The organism is Leisingera sp. S132, assembly GCF_025144465.1.
GTDB lineage: Bacteria > Pseudomonadota > Alphaproteobacteria > Rhodobacterales > Rhodobacteraceae > Leisingera.
This window is the reverse complement of the sequence record NZ_CP083554.1, coordinates 17,620-32,716: the sequence shown is the minus strand read 5'-3', so window position 1 is coordinate 32,716 and position 15,097 is coordinate 17,620. Positions and strand designations below refer to the sequence as shown.

At 65.2% G+C, this 15,097-nt stretch carries 11 protein-coding genes; 7 read left to right on the top strand and 4 right to left on the bottom strand.

The window, feature by feature from the left end; translation table 11 throughout:
* The first annotated feature begins 75 nt into the window (after positions 1 to 75).
* Positions 76 to 279, top strand: coding sequence for a hypothetical protein (locus K3725_RS19595; protein WP_260018712.1), 204 nt, complete (start codon positions 76 to 78; stop codon positions 277 to 279).
* Between the two features lie 59 nt (positions 280 to 338).
* Here the strand turns inward: K3725_RS19595 and K3725_RS19590 are convergent, their stop codons facing one another.
* Positions 339 to 1,256, bottom strand: coding sequence for a LysR family transcriptional regulator (locus tag K3725_RS19590; protein WP_260018711.1), 918 nt, complete (start codon positions 1,254 to 1,256; stop codon positions 339 to 341).
* Positions 1,257 to 1,462: 206 nt separating this feature from the next.
* Here K3725_RS19590 and xdhA point away from each other — a divergent pair, with 206 nt between their 5' ends.
* The 6 genes from xdhA (at position 1,463) to K3725_RS19560 (ending at position 11,872) form a co-directional block, all read left to right on the top strand.
* Positions 1,463 to 2,926, top strand: a complete 1,464-nt coding sequence (gene xdhA / locus K3725_RS19585) for a xanthine dehydrogenase small subunit (protein ID WP_260018710.1) — start codon at positions 1,463 to 1,465, stop codon at positions 2,924 to 2,926.
* Between the two features lie 12 nt (positions 2,927 to 2,938).
* Positions 2,939 to 5,257, top strand: coding sequence for a xanthine dehydrogenase molybdopterin binding subunit (xdhB, locus tag K3725_RS19580; RefSeq protein WP_260018709.1), 2,319 nt, complete (start codon positions 2,939 to 2,941; stop codon positions 5,255 to 5,257).
* Between the two features lie 3 nt (positions 5,258 to 5,260).
* Positions 5,261 to 6,154: a xanthine dehydrogenase accessory protein XdhC gene (xdhC, locus tag K3725_RS19575; protein WP_260018708.1), complete on the top strand. Its 894-nt coding sequence runs from the start codon at positions 5,261 to 5,263 to the stop codon at positions 6,152 to 6,154.
* Between the two features lie 31 nt (positions 6,155 to 6,185).
* Positions 6,186 to 7,778, top strand: coding sequence for a xanthine/uracil/vitamin C permease (locus K3725_RS19570; protein ID WP_260018707.1), 1,593 nt, complete (start codon positions 6,186 to 6,188; stop codon positions 7,776 to 7,778).
* A 74-nt stretch (positions 7,779 to 7,852) separates the two neighbouring features.
* Positions 7,853 to 9,151, top strand: a complete 1,299-nt coding sequence (gene guaD / locus K3725_RS19565; protein ID WP_260018706.1) for a guanine deaminase — start codon at positions 7,853 to 7,855, stop codon at positions 9,149 to 9,151.
* Between the two features lie 183 nt (positions 9,152 to 9,334).
* The gene (locus K3725_RS19560) at positions 9,335 to 11,872 is read left to right on the top strand and encodes an AMP-binding protein (RefSeq protein ID WP_260018705.1); all 2,538 of its coding nucleotides are present in this window, start codon (positions 9,335 to 9,337) and stop codon (positions 11,870 to 11,872) included.
* On the opposite strand, the gene K3725_RS19555 is transcribed toward K3725_RS19560, so the two are convergent.
* From K3725_RS19555 to K3725_RS19545, 3 genes are all read right to left on the bottom strand, one after another.
* Complete coding sequence (locus K3725_RS19555) at positions 11,869 to 13,077, bottom strand: pyridoxal phosphate-dependent aminotransferase (RefSeq protein WP_260018704.1); 1,209 nt, start codon at positions 13,075 to 13,077, stop codon at positions 11,869 to 11,871. The genes K3725_RS19560 and K3725_RS19555 overlap by 4 nt on opposite strands.
* 169 nt (positions 13,078 to 13,246) lie before the next feature.
* Complete coding sequence (locus K3725_RS19550; RefSeq protein WP_260018703.1) at positions 13,247 to 14,134, bottom strand: LysR substrate-binding domain-containing protein; 888 nt, start codon at positions 14,132 to 14,134, stop codon at positions 13,247 to 13,249.
* 1 nt (position 14,135) lies between these two features.
* Positions 14,136 to 15,026: a LysR substrate-binding domain-containing protein gene (locus K3725_RS19545; protein WP_260018702.1), complete on the bottom strand. Its 891-nt coding sequence runs from the start codon at positions 15,024 to 15,026 to the stop codon at positions 14,136 to 14,138.
* Positions 15,027 to 15,097: the final 71 nt, after the last annotated feature.

Genomic DNA, 15,097 nt, shown 5'->3' with positions numbered 1-15,097 from the left:
CGGCACATGCCGGGGGCCGGCCGTTTGGGACCGCGGCAATACCGCGGGGGTTTGGACGTTGAAGGAGGAAACACGATGCTTAGGAAACCCATCGCCATCGGACTTGCACTCTGCGCGGCTTTGGCCGCCTGCGGCGACACCACGGGCGAGCGGCTGGTCTACGGCGCTGGTGCCGGCGCTGCCGGTGCCGCCGTTCTGGACGGCAGCCTGGTGACGGGGGCCGCCGTCGGGGCCGCAGCAAACCTGATCTACTGCCAGGAAAATCCGCACCGCTGCTAAGGCGAGAACCCTGGAAACTGAAAAGGCGGGCCAGCGGTGCCCGCCTTTTGCTGCTGTCTTCAGTTCCCCGCCTCGCTGCGCCGGAAGGCGGCGAGGCCGTGTTTCACCGCGTAATCCACAAACAGGCGGATCTTGGGGTCCTGCAGTTTCCGGTGCGGGTAGAGACAGCCAAAGATGGTTGCCTCTGGCGGCGTGTCCGGCAGCACCTCAACCAGCGCGCCGCTCTGCAGATGGGCGGCGACGTCAAACCGCGGCTTGTTGACGATACCGCGCCCGTCCAGCGCCCAATTGGTCAGCACGTCGCTGTCATCGGCGTCGTATCTGCCTGAGACTTCCAGCTTGCGCGGGCCTTCCGGCGTGGTCAGCGTCCAGTAATACTCAGGTGAGCGCGGATAGCGCAACAGGAGGCAGTTGTGGCCGCTCAGCAGGTCCTCCGGCATCTGAGGGGTGCCGTGGCGTTCCAGATATTCCGGCGCGGCGCAAAGCACCCGGGCGCAATCGGCGATCTTGCGCATCTTCAGGGTGGAATCATGCGGGGTGCCGATAAAGAACGCCACATCCAGCCCGTCCGCCAGGATATCGACCTTGCGGTCCGACATCCGCATCCGGATTTCGGTGGCCGGGTAGTCCTCGACAAAACCCGGCACCAGCGGCGCGATGATGCGGCGGCCCACACCCAAGGGCGCGGTCACCCGGATCACCCCGCGCGGCGCGGCGGAGAACTGCGAGACCACCGCCTCGGCGTCCTCAATCGATTCGAGCACCTTCTTGGCTTCTGCGTAAAACAGCTGCCCAACCTCTGTCGGGGTCAGCGATCTCGTGGTACGGTTGAACAGACGCACCCCTAGGTGCTTTTCAAGTTCCTTGATCCTTTTGCTGGCCACCGCCGGAGTCAGCCGCAGATCCCGCCCGCCAGAGGTGATGCTGCCTAGTTCGACGACTCGGGTAAAGACCCGCAGGGATTCCAGATAAGACATGTTTCACAGACCTTTACGGGGCGCATTCCCCTCCGGCCTGTCAGGCAAGCAGGCGGCAAAGCACCGGTTCCGGCACCTATTACCGTAACCATTTTCAACAGGGTGTTGAAAGCCTTTCACGATTGCAGCCGTTAACCGTGGCAGTCAGACAAGGTAAAAATGACATAAGCGGGCCAGCACGGCCCCAGAGACACTCGGGAGGCCCCATGGCACATCAAACCGGCATACGCTTTCTTCTGAACGGCAAGGACATTGTGCTGGACGACGTGAAGGCGACCACCACCCTGCTGGATTTCCTGCGGCTGGAGCAGCGCCTGACCGGCACCAAGGAAGGCTGCGCCGAGGGCGACTGCGGCGCCTGCACCGTGCTGGTGGGCCGCCTGCACAATGGCGCCCTGCGCTATGAGGCGGTAAACGCCTGCATCCGTTTCCTGGCATCGCTCAACGGCTGCCACGTTGTGACGGTTGAACACCTGTCCGGCCCGAACGGGCGTCTGCACCCGGTGCAGCAGGCGATGGTCGAATACCACGGCAGCCAGTGCGGCTTCTGCACCCCCGGTTTCGTGATGTCGCTCTATGCGCTGTGGATGGAAAACCCGCAGCCCACCGAGGCCGAAGTTGAAACCGCCGTTCAAGGCAACCTGTGCCGCTGCACCGGCTATGAGCCGATCGTGAAGGCCGCCCTGGCGGTGAACCAGTACGGCACCCCGGCCAATGACTACCTGACCACCGAACGCGACAACCTGACCGCCAAGCTGAAGGCGATCCAGCCCGAGGCCCGCGTCGTGACCGGCCCCGAGGATGACCGCGCCATCCTGCCGCTGGATGCGGCGGATCTGGCAGAGGTGCTGGCCGGGAACCCCAAGGCGACTATTGTGGCAGGCTCCACCGATGTGGGCCTCTGGGTCACCAAATTCATGAAGCCGATCTCTCCGGTGGTGTTTGTTGCCCACCTGGAAGAGCTGAAAGCGGTGGAGCTGACCGACGAGGCGCTGATCATCGGTGCCGGCGTCACCTATACCGAGAGCGAAGCGGCAATCCGCGATGCCTTCCCGCATCTGCGCGCATACTGGGACCGGATCGCCGGCTGGCAGGTGCGCAACATGGGCACCATCGGCGGCAATATCGCCAACGGCTCGCCCATCGGGGACACCCCGCCGGTGCTGATCTCGCTGGGCGCCGAGGTGACGCTGCAGAAGAAGGGCGGTTCGCGCACCCTGCCGCTGGAGGAGTTCTTCATCGACTACGGCAAGCAGGACCGCGAGCCGGGCGACTTTGTTGCCTCGATCCGCATTCCGCGCCCGGCAGAGGGCCAGATCGACGCCGCCTACAAGATTTCTAAGCGCCGGGATGAGGATATCTCCTCAGTCGCCGCCGGGGTCAGCGTCACCGTGACGGATGGCGTGATCACCGCTGCGCGCATCGCCTTCGGCGGCATGGCGGCGACGCCCAAGCGCGCTGCTGGTGCCGAGGCCGCGCTGGTTGGCCAGTCCTGGGGCGAGGCCGCGTTTGACGCCGCAGCGGAAGCGGTGAAGCAGGACTTCACCCCGCTCAGCGACTGGCGCGCCTCTGCGGAGTACCGCACGCTCACGGCCAGCAACCTGCTGCGCCGCTTCTACCTGGAACATGATGCGGGAACCGCCGGTGCTGTCCGGCTGGCCGTCGCCTGAGGAGGATTTGAGATGAAAGACCATCAGACCATCAGCGGCGCCGTGCACCATGACCGCCAGCACGACAGTGCCATCAAGCATGTGACCGGCCGCGCCGAATACACCGACGATATCGCCGAGCCTTATGGCACGCTGCACGCTTACCTGGGCGTCTCCACCGTCGCCCACGCCAATATAAAGGGCATCGACCTGTCAGCGGTGCGCGCCGCGCCCGGCGTGGTGGATGTGCTGACCGCCGATGACATTCCCGGCGTCAACGACATCAGCCCCACCGGCAAGCATGACGAGCCGGTGTTTCCGACCGGGAAGGTCGAATTCCACGGCCAGCCGATGTTTGCGGTCATTGCCGAAACCCGCGATGCCGCCCGCCGTGCGGCCGAGCTGGCGCAGGTGGATTACGAAGTGCTGCCGCACGCCCTGGACCCGGTTCAGGCGCAGGAGGCAGGCTATCCGATGATCACCGACCCGCTGAAGCTGGAGCGCGGCGATGTGGAGGCGGGCCGCAAGGACGCCCCCCACCGCATCCGGGCGCAGATGACCGTCGGCGGCCAGGACCACATGTATCTGGAAGGCCATATCGCCTTTGCCATCCCCGGCGAGGACGAAGACGTGACCGTGCATTGCTCCACCCAGCACCCCAGCGAGGCGCAGCATATGGTGGCGCATGTTCTGGGCGTGGCGAACAACGCGGTCACCGTCAACGTGCGCCGGATGGGCGGCGGATTTGGCGGCAAGGAAAGCCAGATGAACCTGTTCTGCGCGGTGGCTGCGATTGCCGCGAAGAAGCATAACCGCCCCGTCAAGATCCGCCCGGACCGCGACCAGGACATGACCGCCACCGGCAAGCGCCATGACTTCGTGATCGACTATGACGTGGCTTTTGACGGCGAGGGCCGCATCCAGGCGGTCGAGGGCAGCTTTGCCGCGCGCTGCGGCTACTCCTCGGACCTGTCGGGGCCGGTCACCGACCGCGCGCTGTTTCATGCGGATAACGCCTATTTCTACCCGAACGTGCTGCTGAAAAGCCGTCCGATGAAAACCAACACCGTCTCCAACACCGCCTTCCGCGGCTTTGGCGGCCCGCAGGGTGTGGTCGCGGCGGAGCGGATGATCGAAGAAATAGCCTATGCCCTCGGCAAGGACCCTCTGGATGTGCGCAAGGTCAATTTTTATGGCGACGAGGGCCGCGATCTGACGCCTTACCATCAGAAGGTGGAGGACAATATCCTCGACCGGCTGATCACAGAGCTCGAGGAAAACGCCGAGTACCGCAAGCGCCGCGAGGAGATCATCGCCTTCAACAAGGCATCAAAGATCATCAAGAAGGGCATTGCGCTCACCCCGGTGAAATTCGGCATCTCCTTTACTGCGACCTGGTACAATCAGGCGGGCTCGCTGATCCATGTCTACAATGACGGCTCGATCCACCTGAACCACGGCGGCACCGAGATGGGGCAGGGCCTGAATACCAAGGTCGCGCAAGTGGTGGCCGACGCCTTCCAGGTCGATTTCGAGCGCATCAAGATCACCAAGACAACCACCGAGAAGGTGCCGAACACCTCTGCCACCGCGGCCTCTTCGGGGTCGGACCTCAATGGCATGGCGGCACTGGATGCGGCGGAGCAGATCATTGCCCGGCTGACCAAATTTGCGGCGGAAAAATATGAAGTCTCCGAGGCGGAAGTTGAATTCCTGCCCAACCGCGTGCGCGTCGGCAGCGAGGAGATCCCTTTCGACACGCTGGTGAAGGAGGCCTACATGGCCCGCGTCCACCTGTCGGCGGCGGGCTTCTACAAGACGCCTGAGATCCACTGGGACCGCGCGGCGGGCAAGGGGCAGCCGTTCTTCTATTACGCCTATGGCGCGTCCTGCTCGGAAGTGTCCGTCGACACGCTGACCGGCGAATACCGGGTGGAGCGCACCGACATCCTGCATGACGTAGGCCGCTCGCTGAACCCGGTCCTGGACAAGGGCCAGGTGGAGGGCGCGTTCATCCAGGGCATGGGCTGGCTCACCACCGAGGAGCTGTGGTGGGACGGCGAGGGCCGGTTGCGCACTCATGCGCCCTCGACCTACAAGATCCCGCTGGCCTCTGACCGGCCGCGCATCTTCAACACGCAGCTGGCCGAATGGTCGGTGAACAAGAAGCGCACCATCAAGCGGTCCAAAGCCGTGGGCGAGCCGCCGTTCATGCTGGGCATCTCGGTGTTCGAAGCGCTGTCGATGGCGGTTGCCAGTACTGGAGATTACAAGGTCTGCCCCCGTCTGGATGCGCCGGCCACGCCCGAGTGCGTGCTGATGGCGATCGAAACCCTCAAAGGGCAGGGCTGAGCCATGGCCCGCCGCCTTTCCCTCCAGGACTTTCTGGCCAGCCGCAAACATGTGGTGCAGGTCGCTCTGACCCGCGTCCGAGGGTCCTCCCCGCGCGAAGCCGGCACCTGCATGTTTGTGGCGGCGGACGGCCTTTGGGGGACCATCGGCGGCGGCCAGCTGGAATATATCGCCATCGACCACGCCCGGCGGATGCTGAAGCAGGGTGTGATCAGCGACACGCTGGATGTGCCGCTGGGGCCGGAAATCGGCCAGTGCTGCGGCGGCCGGGTGGAGATGTCGCTGGCGCAGATGCGCCAGGCCGGCCGCGACGATGCCATTGCCCGCCAGCAGGCCGAGGAACAGGCCCTGCCGCATGTCTATGTGATAGGCGCAGGCCATGTGGGCCGAGCCTTGGCGGATCTGTTCCAGCATATGCCGGTGCGCTGCATTCTGATCGACCAGCGCGCCGAAGAACTGGCCTTGTGCAACGCGGATGTGGAAATCCGCCAAAGTGCAATTCCTGAGATCGACATTGCTGCCGCCCCGGCGGGCAGCGCGTTCATCGTTCTCACCCATGATCACGCGCTCGACTTCCTGCTTGCCTCCGCTGCCCTGCAGCGCGGCGATGCGGGCTATGTCGGCCTGATCGGATCGGCCACCAAGCGGGAGAAGTTCCGCCGCTGGTGCCGGGACCATTGCGACGGTCTTGCAATCGACCGTCTCATCTGCCCCATCGGGGCAAGCGGTAGCCGCGACAAGCGGCCCAGCGTCATTGCGGCCTTCGTGGCGGCGGAAGTGATCGCTGATCTGACCTCTGAAACTGCCGCGTCCGCTCCATCTCGGAGCACTGACCTGCCCCAGGCGGGTAAGCAACCGGACGCAGAGGGAGACACGGCTGGAGCAAACAGCCGTTAAGACTGCGTCCTCTTGACAGGAGGAGGCCGCCATGACCGGGCGGAGCTACACGTACAAACTGTTCGCGCGGAATGACTTCAGTGCATTCTGGGCGCTGTTCACCGACAATCTGATCAACCTGATCGTGCTTTCGGGCATCTGTCAGTTTGTCTTCAACATGCCTGCCGACATCGTGTTCGGCCGCATCGTGCCCGGCGCCGCAGTGGCGATCCTGGCCGGTATCGCGGTCTACACCTGGCTGGCCAAGCACACCGCCGAGAAAGAAGGGCGCGACGTGACCGCGCTGCCCTATGGCATCTCGACGCCGGTGATGTTCGTCTATCTGTTCGGTGTGATCGGGCCGATCTACTGGTCCACCAATGACGCCATGCTGGCCTGGCAGGTGGGTATCGGCGCGGGCTTCATGGGCGGCATCGTGGCCGGTCTTGGCGCCATCGTCGGCCCCTGGCTCAAGCGGGTGACGCCGCGCGCCGGCATGCTGGGCACGCTCTGCGGCATCGCGCTGGTGTTCATCGGCACCGTGCCTTTGGCGACGATTTTCGAGGATCCATTCATCGGCTTTGCCTCGATGATCATCATCCTTTGGGGCCTGGTGGGCCGCCACCGGCTGCCGTTCAACATCCCCGCGGGCCTCTTGGCACTGATCGTCGGCACCGTTGTGGCGCTGGCAATGGGCAAGGCGTCGGTCTCGATCGAGGGCGTGGGCGTCTACCTTCCGGTTCCCTATTTCGGTGACCTGGTTGCGGGCATCCAGCATCTGTTTGCCAACCCGGAGCTGTTCCTGGTGCTGGTGCCGGTGCAGATCTACAACTTCATCGAAACCATGAACAACGTCGAAAGCGCCGAAGCGGCAGGCGACCACTACCCGGTGGCCCTGTGCCAGGTCACGGATGGCGTCGGCACCATGATCGGTGCAGTCTTCGGCTCGCCGTTCCCGACCACCGCCTATATCGGCCACCCGGCCTACAAGCGGATGGGCGCGCGCTCCGGCTATATCATCGGCGTTGGCATCGTGATCCCCTTTGCCGCCTTCTTTGGCCTTCTGGCGTTCCTCAACACCCTGATCCCCGTGGCCGCTGCCGCGCCGGTGCTCGTGTTCGTGGCGCTCAGCCTGGTGACCAATACCGCGCATTCGGTGAAAACCGACCACATCGCCGCGGTGACCATCGCAATGATGCCGCATGTGTCGGCCTTTCTGGTGATCAAATGGGGCGCACTGGCCGGCGCATTGGGCGCATTGGGTGCCACCGGCATGGCCCAGCTGGGCGATCCGGAGCTGACCGCCGCGCTGCTGCAGCAGGGCGCGCATTACGAAGGCCATCTGGCGCTGAGCCAGGGAGCAATCCTGACCGGCCTGATCTGGGGCGCCATCGTGGCCAGCGTGATCGACGGCGATTTCCGCAACGCGGGCGGCTTTGCCCTGGCGGCGGCACTGATGTCGCTGATCGGCGTGATCCACTCCGCCAGCCTGCATTGGCCGGAGTTCAGCGGCGTCGCCATGGGCTACCTGATCGCCGCAGCCTTCCTGTTCATCTACCCGGTCTTCCACAAGGCGGATGAACATGAAGAAGCCGAAGACGACGGTATCAAACCGCATGTGCCGCACCTGCCGGCCGGCGAGTAATCCCAAATGCCACCCAAATGACATGGGGCAGGGGGCCGCGCGCCCCCTGCCTGCGAACCAAGGACAACACAGACATGACATCGAAACAGACGCTGCTGCGCGGCCGGGTGCTTTCCTTCACCGCCGAGCCGCAAGACCCCCAGGACACCAGCGCCTATGAGTTCATCGAGGACGGCGCCCTGCTGGTTGCCGACGGCATGATCCTGGCCAAAGGCAGCTATGGCGATCTGGCCCAGCAGGCCGCAGAGGCGGAGGTGATCGACCACCGCCCGCATATCCTGATGGCCGGCTTCATCGACACCCATCTGCATTTCCCGCAGGTGCAGGTGATCGCTTCTTGGGGCTCGCAGCTCCTGGAGTGGCTCAACAACTACACTTTCCCCGAAGAAGTCCGCTTTGCCGATGCCGGCCACAGCGCTGAGATGGCCGGGCATTTCTTCGACCTCTTGACCAGCCATGGCACCACCACCGCCGTTGCCTATTGCTCGGTCCACAAAACCTCAGCCGAGGCCTATTTCACCGAGGCCGCGCGCCGCAACATGCGGATGATCGGCGGCAAGGTTCTGATGGACCGCAACGCGCCCGAGGGCCTGCTGGATACCCCGGTCAGCGGCTATGACGACACCAAGGACCTGATTGAAAAATACCACGGCAAGGGCCGCGGCCTGTACGCGATCACCCCCCGCTTTGCCATCACCTCCACCCCCGATCAGATGGAGATGGCAGGTGCCCTGGTGCAGGAGCACCCGGACTGCTACGTGCAGACCCATCTGTCGGAAAACCACGACGAAATCGCCTTTACCGCGGAACTGTACCCGCAAGCGCGCGACTATCTGGATGTCTATCAGTCCTACGGGCTGCTGACAGAAAAGATGCTGCTGGGCCACTCGATCCACTTGCAGCCGCGCGAGATTGATGCCCTGGCCGAAACCAAGGCCAAGCCGGTGTTCTGCCCGACCTCAAACCTGTTCCTTGGCAGCGGATTGTTCGACGACGCAGGCCTGCGCGAGCGCGGCATCACCAATGCCATTGCCACCGACATCGGCGCGGGCACCAGCTATTCGATGCTGCAGACTCTGAACGAGGGCTACAAGGTCCTGCAGCTGCAGAACCAGAAGCTTCACCCGCTGCGCGCCTTCCACTGGATCACCCGCGGCAACGCCGTGGCCCTGGGGCTGGAGGACAAGATCGGGACGCTGGAGGCAGGCACAGAGGCCGACATCGTGGTGCTTGATTCCTGCGCCACCCATGCAATGGACTTGCGGATGCAGCGCGCCGAGACGCTGTCAGAGGAGCTGTTCATCCTGCAGACCCTGGGCGACGACCGCTCCATCGCGCAGACCTATGTGGCCGGACAGCCGATGAAGGCCTGACACTGCAGCCGCGGGCATCGGCCCGCGGCATTTCCTGCACGTCATTTATTACCATAATCCCTATTACACTCATCTTCGTAATCCGCTCCCCATGCTCTCCTTCCAAAGACGGCAACAAGCCGCCCAGGAATAATTGACAAAATTAGTAAATTAAATTACCCGCCGCGCTCGAAGGAGTTGCGGATGTTTTATGACCTGGCCCAATTGCGCGCATTCGGCGCCCGTCCCTGCCTGATTGCGGCGGATGGACGCCAGATGTCCTATGCCGCTTTGGCGGACGCTGCCGAACAGTTTGCCCGCCAATTGCCGCAAAACCGGCGGCTGATTGCGGTTGAGGCTGCCAGCGATCCGAAAGCCATCACTGCCTATCTCGGCGCCCTGGCCGCGGGCCATGCCGTCATGCCGCTGCCCGCCGGGGATCAGGACACCGCCGAAAGCCTCACAGACCGTTTCCGCCCCGCCGCCAGCTTCCGCTGCATCGGCGGCATCTGGCAGCTGCTGACCCATGCGCATGAACCGGCGGAGATCCACCCGGACCTTGCCCTGCTGCTGCAAACCTCCGGCAGCACCGGCCATGGCCGCGGCGTGCGCCTGTCCGCGGCAGCCCTGGACAGCAACGCCCGCGCCATTGCGGAGTATCTGGAAATCCAGCCCAGGGACCGCGCCGCGCTGATCCTGCCGCTGCATTACTCCTACGGCCTGTCGGTGCTGCAGTCGCATCTGGCCGCCGGCGCCAGCCTGTGGCTGGCCCCCGGTTCGGTTCTGGATGCCGGTTTTGCCGCTGCGCTGACGGCCTCCGGCGCCACCAGCCTCGCCGGCGTGCCGCATCACTTCCGGCTGCTGGACAGCGCAGGCCTGTCTCAGGCGCTACCGGATACCATCAGGACCCTGACCGTTGCAGGCGGTGCGATGGAAGCAGAACAGGTCCGTTCATGGGCCGCCCGGATGCTGGCCCGGGCGGGCCGGTTCTTTGTCATGTACGGCCAGACAGAGGCGACTGCACGGATCAGCTATCTGCCGCATGATCAGGCTTTGGACCACCCCGGCGCCGCAGGCCGCGCCATTCCCGGGGGCCAGCTGCTGCTGCGCGATGCGGGCGGCAATGAAATCACCGCACCCGAAGGCGAGGGCGAGCTGGTCTACAAAGGCCCGAATGTGATGATGGGCTATGCCAAAGGCCACGCCGATCTGGCCAAAGGCGCAGAGCTCAGCGAACTGGCCACCGGCGACCTGGCCCGGCGCGATGCCAGCGGCCTTTACCACATCACCGGGCGGCTGTCGCGCATGTCCAAGATCGCGGGCCTGCGCATCGGCCATGACGCCATCGAACGCGCCCTGGCGGCCCAGGGGCATGAGGCCGCGGTCTGGGGCGATGACAGCCGCATCTCCATCGCCGTCTGCGGGCCAGAGGACGGCATCGCCGCGCTGGCTGCCAAGCTGACGGGCGTCGGCCAGCAGCATTTCACCGTGCTGCCGCGCAAATCCCTGCCGCGCAGGGCCAATGGCAAGATCGACTACCCGGCGCTGAAGGCGCAAGCCGCCAAACCCGCACGCTCCAAGGGCGTGCTGGCCGCCTATCAGGCCGCCTTTGCGCCGCAGACCGTGGGCCGCAACGACAGTTTTGCCTCGCTCGGCGGCGATTCCCTGCGTCATGTGGAGCTGTCGCTGGCACTGGACGAGGCCCTAGGCGGCGCCCCGGCCGGCTGGGAAACCATGCCCATCAAGGCGCTGGAGACCACCGCCCCGGCCCGCGGCAGCAGCCTGCCGTTTGAACTGGTCGCGCGGGTGATTGCGATCCTCGCCGTGGTCATCGCGCACCAGACCCATTGGCCCACCTACGGCGGCGCCGCCGCGATGGTGATCCTGATGGGGATGAGCGTTGCCGGCTACCGCTGGGAGGCGCTGAGCGCGGGGGACATGCGCAGCTTCTTCAAGCCTGTGGCCGCGGTGCTGATCCCCTATTACCTGGTGCTGGCCGGCTATGCCGTGGCCTGGGAACAGGTGCCCTGGGTCTCGGTCCTCCTGGCCGGGAACCTGGCGCTGACCACGCCGGAAACCCATCTGATGCTGCCGTATCTGTATTGGTTCGTGGAGGCCTATTGGCAGATCACCCTGCTGATCGCCCTTCCCTTTGCGCTGCCGCCGGTGCGGCGCTGGCTGGCGCACCAGGGCGCCTACCGCACAGGGCTTTGCCTGCTGGGGTTTGCCGTGGCGCTGCGCCTGATCGCGCCGGAGATCTGGCACATCGGCGGACGCGCGCAGTTCACCGTGCCTTGGGTCCTCTATCTGTTTGCCATCGGGTGGTGCATCACCGCCGCCCGCGGGCTGCGCCAGCGGCTGGTGCTGCTGGGTGCCGCCTGCGTGATCATGCCCGGGGCCGCCTATCTCGGCGGCAACTGGTACGGCGGCTGGATCAAATACATGTGGCTGCTGGCGCTGATTGCCGGGCTGATCTTTGTCCAGCGAATGCCGCTGCCCCGCCTCGTTTCCCGCGCCGTCATGCGGCTGGCGCAGGCGGCCTTCCCGATCTACCTGCTGCACCGGCTGGTGCCGGAGATCCTGATGCCGGTGATCGGGCTGGAGGGCCGCAGCGCGCTGGTCAACACGCTGGGCATCCTCGGCGGCATCGCCCTGGGGCTGGCGGTGGCCTCCCTGCAGCGCCAGCTGGTGCGGGCCTGGGCCAATGCACGCGCCCGCCAGCCGTCGCTTGCGGAAGCCTAGGCCAGCGCGGCAACGGCGGAACTGATCCGGCTCAGCGCCTCGCGCAGCTCCGCCTCGGAGGTCGCATAGGAAATCCGGAAATAGGGCGAGATGCCAAAGGCGCGGCCCGGCACCACCGCCACATGGTGCTGGTCCAGCAGGTGGGCACAGAAATCCGCGTCCGTCTCCAGCACTGCACCCTCCGGCGTGCGCTTGCCCAGCACGCCTGCGCAATTGGCAAATGTATAGAACGCCCCTTCCGGCACCGGGCAGCTGATCCCCTCCATGCCGTTCAGCGCCTCAACCACCAGGTCGCGCCGCGCCTGGAAACTCTTCCGCCGCTCTGCCAGCACTTCCTGCGGGCCATTGAGCGCCGCCACTGCCGCCGCCTGCGACACCGAGGACGGATGCGAGGTCGATTGCGACTGCACCACCTTCATCGCATCAATCAGCGCCTTCGGCCCGCCGGCATAGCCCAGCCGCCAGCCGGTCATCGCATAGGCCTTGGAGACGCCGTTGATGGTCAGCACCCGGTCCTTCAGCCGCGGCTCCACCTGCGCGGGCGTGGCAAACTCAAAGCCGCCATAGGTGATGTGCTCATACATGTCATCGGCCATCAGCCAGATATCCGGGTGCCGCAGCAGCACGTCCAAAAGCGGCTGGTAATCCGCGGCGCTGTAGCCCGCGCCCGCCGGGTTCGACGGCGAGTTCAGCAGAAGCCAGCGGGTGCGCGTCGTGATCGCCGCCTCCAGCTTCTCCGCGGTCAAGCGAAAACCTGTATCATCACCGCAGGGCACCAGCACCGGCTCGCCGCCGGCAATGCGGATGATGTCGGAGTAAGATGTCCAATAAGGCGCCGCCACAATCACCTCATCGCCGGGGTTGAGGCTGGCCATGAAGGCATCGAACAGGATCTCCTTGGCGCCGGTGCCGGCGATGATCTCTTCCAGCGCATAGTCCAGCCCGTTATCGCGCTTGAACTTGGCCTGGATCGCCTGCCGCAGCGCCAATGTGCCGCCGAGCGCGGTGTATTTCGTCTCCCCCGCCCGCATCGCGGCAGCGGCGGCCTCCTTGATGTGGTCCGGCGTGTCGAAATCCGGCTCCCCCGCGCCCAGGATGATCACCGGTGCGCCCTGCCGCTTCATTTCCGCGGCCTTGGCACCGATGGTGAGGATTTCCGAGACTTCAATCGGGTCAAGACGGCTGGCGCGGCGGAACTGGGCCATGGCAAAGGCTCCCTGGTGGTTTTGTCCCGCCAGGATGGAACGACAGCAGCATGCAGGAAAACCGCCCGATTGCGACAGATACCATTCCTGTTTGGCATCTATCGCTGAGGGCGGCGCCCGCCCGTGGGGGCGGACGGGCGCTGCCCGGCCTTCGGCCAGGCGGAAAACCTCAAATTGGCCTGCCCTTTAACTGCTTGCGCATCCAGGTCTCCAGCTTCTGCACCGCCTCTGGCACCGGCCCATGCGGGCGCACCAGGAAGTAACGCTTGCGGGATTCCAGCGCAGGACCCGGAATCTGCAGCAGATCCCCGGCGGCAATCTCCCGCGCCACCATGTCATAGGGCACGATCGCCGCGCCCAGCCCCGCCGTGGCGGCTGCAATCACCATCGAGTGCTGGTCGAAATACCGCCCGTCCTGCCGCGGCGCGCCCGCCAGCCCTGCGCGCTCGAACCACTCCGCCCAGGAGCCCGCGCGGCTTTCCAGATGCAGCAGCGGCGCCTGTGCCAGGTTGCCCGCCTGCTCCAGCTGATGCGCGGCAAAGAAGCCGGGCGCACAGACCGGCACCATTTCCTCGCCAAACAAGGGGGCCATATGGGTGCCGGGCCAGTTATCCAGCCCGTAATGCACCGCCAGGTCGAAGTTTTCCCGCGCAAAATCAAACGGCTCCAGCCGGGTGGAAAAGCTCAGCTCCACCTCCGGGTGGCGGGCAAAGAAATCCGGCAGCCGCGGGATCAGCCAGAGGTTGGCGAACGCCGGCAGCACCGCAATCCGCAGGGCCGACCGCCCGGCCCCGGCCGCGGCAGCCTTTTGCAAGGTGGCCCGCAGCCCCGCAAGATCCAGCTCCAGATCGGCGGCCAGCCCCTGCCCCGCCGGTGTCAGCACCACACCGCGGCCCGCCCGCTGGAACAGGTCGAAGCCCAGGTCCGCCTCCAGCTCCTTCACCTTCTTGCTGACCGCACTTTGCGTGAGGCCCAGCTCCTCGCCCGCAGCGGTGAAGTTCTGGTGCCGCGCGGCGCTCTCGAAACAGCGCAGATGGGTCAGGCTTGGCAATCTCATGTCAGGTCTCCTCCAGCTGAGCCATCAGCCACTCGCGGAACTTGATCAGCGGATAGTCCTCCGCCTGATCCGCCGGCCAGACCAGGAAATACTCGCCCAGACTCACCGCATCGCCCTCCATCGCCAGCGCCAGCCGCCCCTGCGCAATCTCGTTTTCGGCCAGAAAATCCGGCAGCAGCGCCACCCCCAGCCCATGCACCGCGCCCTGCGTCATCGCAGACGACTGGTCAAACAGCATCCCCCGCAGCTTCACCGCCGGCACATCGTGCAGGTGAAACCACTGCTCCCAGCAGTCGGGATGGGTTTCAAGGTGCAGCAGCGGATAATCCAGCAGCTCCGCCGGGCTGGCCACCGGCCCCGCCATCAGCCCCGGCGCGCAGACCGGCAGCACATGTTTCGGCATCAGCGGCAGATACTCCACCCCCGGCCAGTCCCGGGTGCCGTAGTGGATCGCCGCCTGCGCCGTCCCCGCGTCAAAGCTGAACGGCAGGTTGTGGGTGTGCAGGTTCACGGTGATGCCGGGATGGGACGCGGCAAAATCCTTCAGCCGCGGCGCCAGCCAATGCAGGCCAAAGGACGGCAGGATCGACAGGGTGAAACTGCCGCCGTCCGGGTTGGCCCGCAGCTTGACCGAGGCCTGCGCCAGCCGGGTCAGGATCGCCCGCGCCTCCTTGGCAAATCCCGTGCCAGCCGGTGTCAGCTGCATCCGCATCTGATCGCGGGCAATCAGATCGACCCCCATCTGCTCCTCCAGCTGCTTCAGCTGGCGGCTGATGGCGCTTTGCGTCAGCGACAGATCCTCTGCCGCCGCCGAGGCGCTGCCCAGCCGGTCCACGGCCTCCAGCGCCAAGAGCGACGGGATCGAGGGCAGAAAGCGGCGCGGGGCAATCATATGATCTTAGCTCATAGCTTCAGGATTTAGTTTCAATAGCAATCCGGAACGCAGGGTGCAATTTCTATATC

What these genes read in the sequence shown, in the direction of transcription:
- K3725_RS19595 (WP_260018712.1), top strand. Translation starts at nt 76, where the DNA reads ATGCTTAGGAAACCCATCGCCATCGGACTTGCACTCTGCGCGGCTTTG.
- K3725_RS19590 (WP_260018711.1), bottom strand. Translation starts at nt 1,256, where the DNA reads ATGTCTTATCTGGAATCCCTGCGGGTCTTTACCCGAGTCGTCGAACTA.
- xdhA (WP_260018710.1), top strand. Translation starts at nt 1,463, where the DNA reads ATGGCACATCAAACCGGCATACGCTTTCTTCTGAACGGCAAGGACATT.
- xdhB (WP_260018709.1), top strand. Translation starts at nt 2,939, where the DNA reads ATGAAAGACCATCAGACCATCAGCGGCGCCGTGCACCATGACCGCCAG.
- xdhC (WP_260018708.1), top strand. Translation starts at nt 5,261, where the DNA reads ATGGCCCGCCGCCTTTCCCTCCAGGACTTTCTGGCCAGCCGCAAACAT.
- K3725_RS19570 (WP_260018707.1), top strand. Translation starts at nt 6,186, where the DNA reads ATGACCGGGCGGAGCTACACGTACAAACTGTTCGCGCGGAATGACTTC.
- guaD (WP_260018706.1), top strand. Translation starts at nt 7,853, where the DNA reads ATGACATCGAAACAGACGCTGCTGCGCGGCCGGGTGCTTTCCTTCACC.
- K3725_RS19560 (WP_260018705.1), top strand. Translation starts at nt 9,335, where the DNA reads ATGTTTTATGACCTGGCCCAATTGCGCGCATTCGGCGCCCGTCCCTGC.
- K3725_RS19555 (WP_260018704.1), bottom strand. Translation starts at nt 13,077, where the DNA reads ATGGCCCAGTTCCGCCGCGCCAGCCGTCTTGACCCGATTGAAGTCTCG.
- K3725_RS19550 (WP_260018703.1), bottom strand. Translation starts at nt 14,134, where the DNA reads ATGAGATTGCCAAGCCTGACCCATCTGCGCTGTTTCGAGAGCGCCGCG.
- K3725_RS19545 (WP_260018702.1), bottom strand. Translation starts at nt 15,026, where the DNA reads ATGATTGCCCCGCGCCGCTTTCTGCCCTCGATCCCGTCGCTCTTGGCG.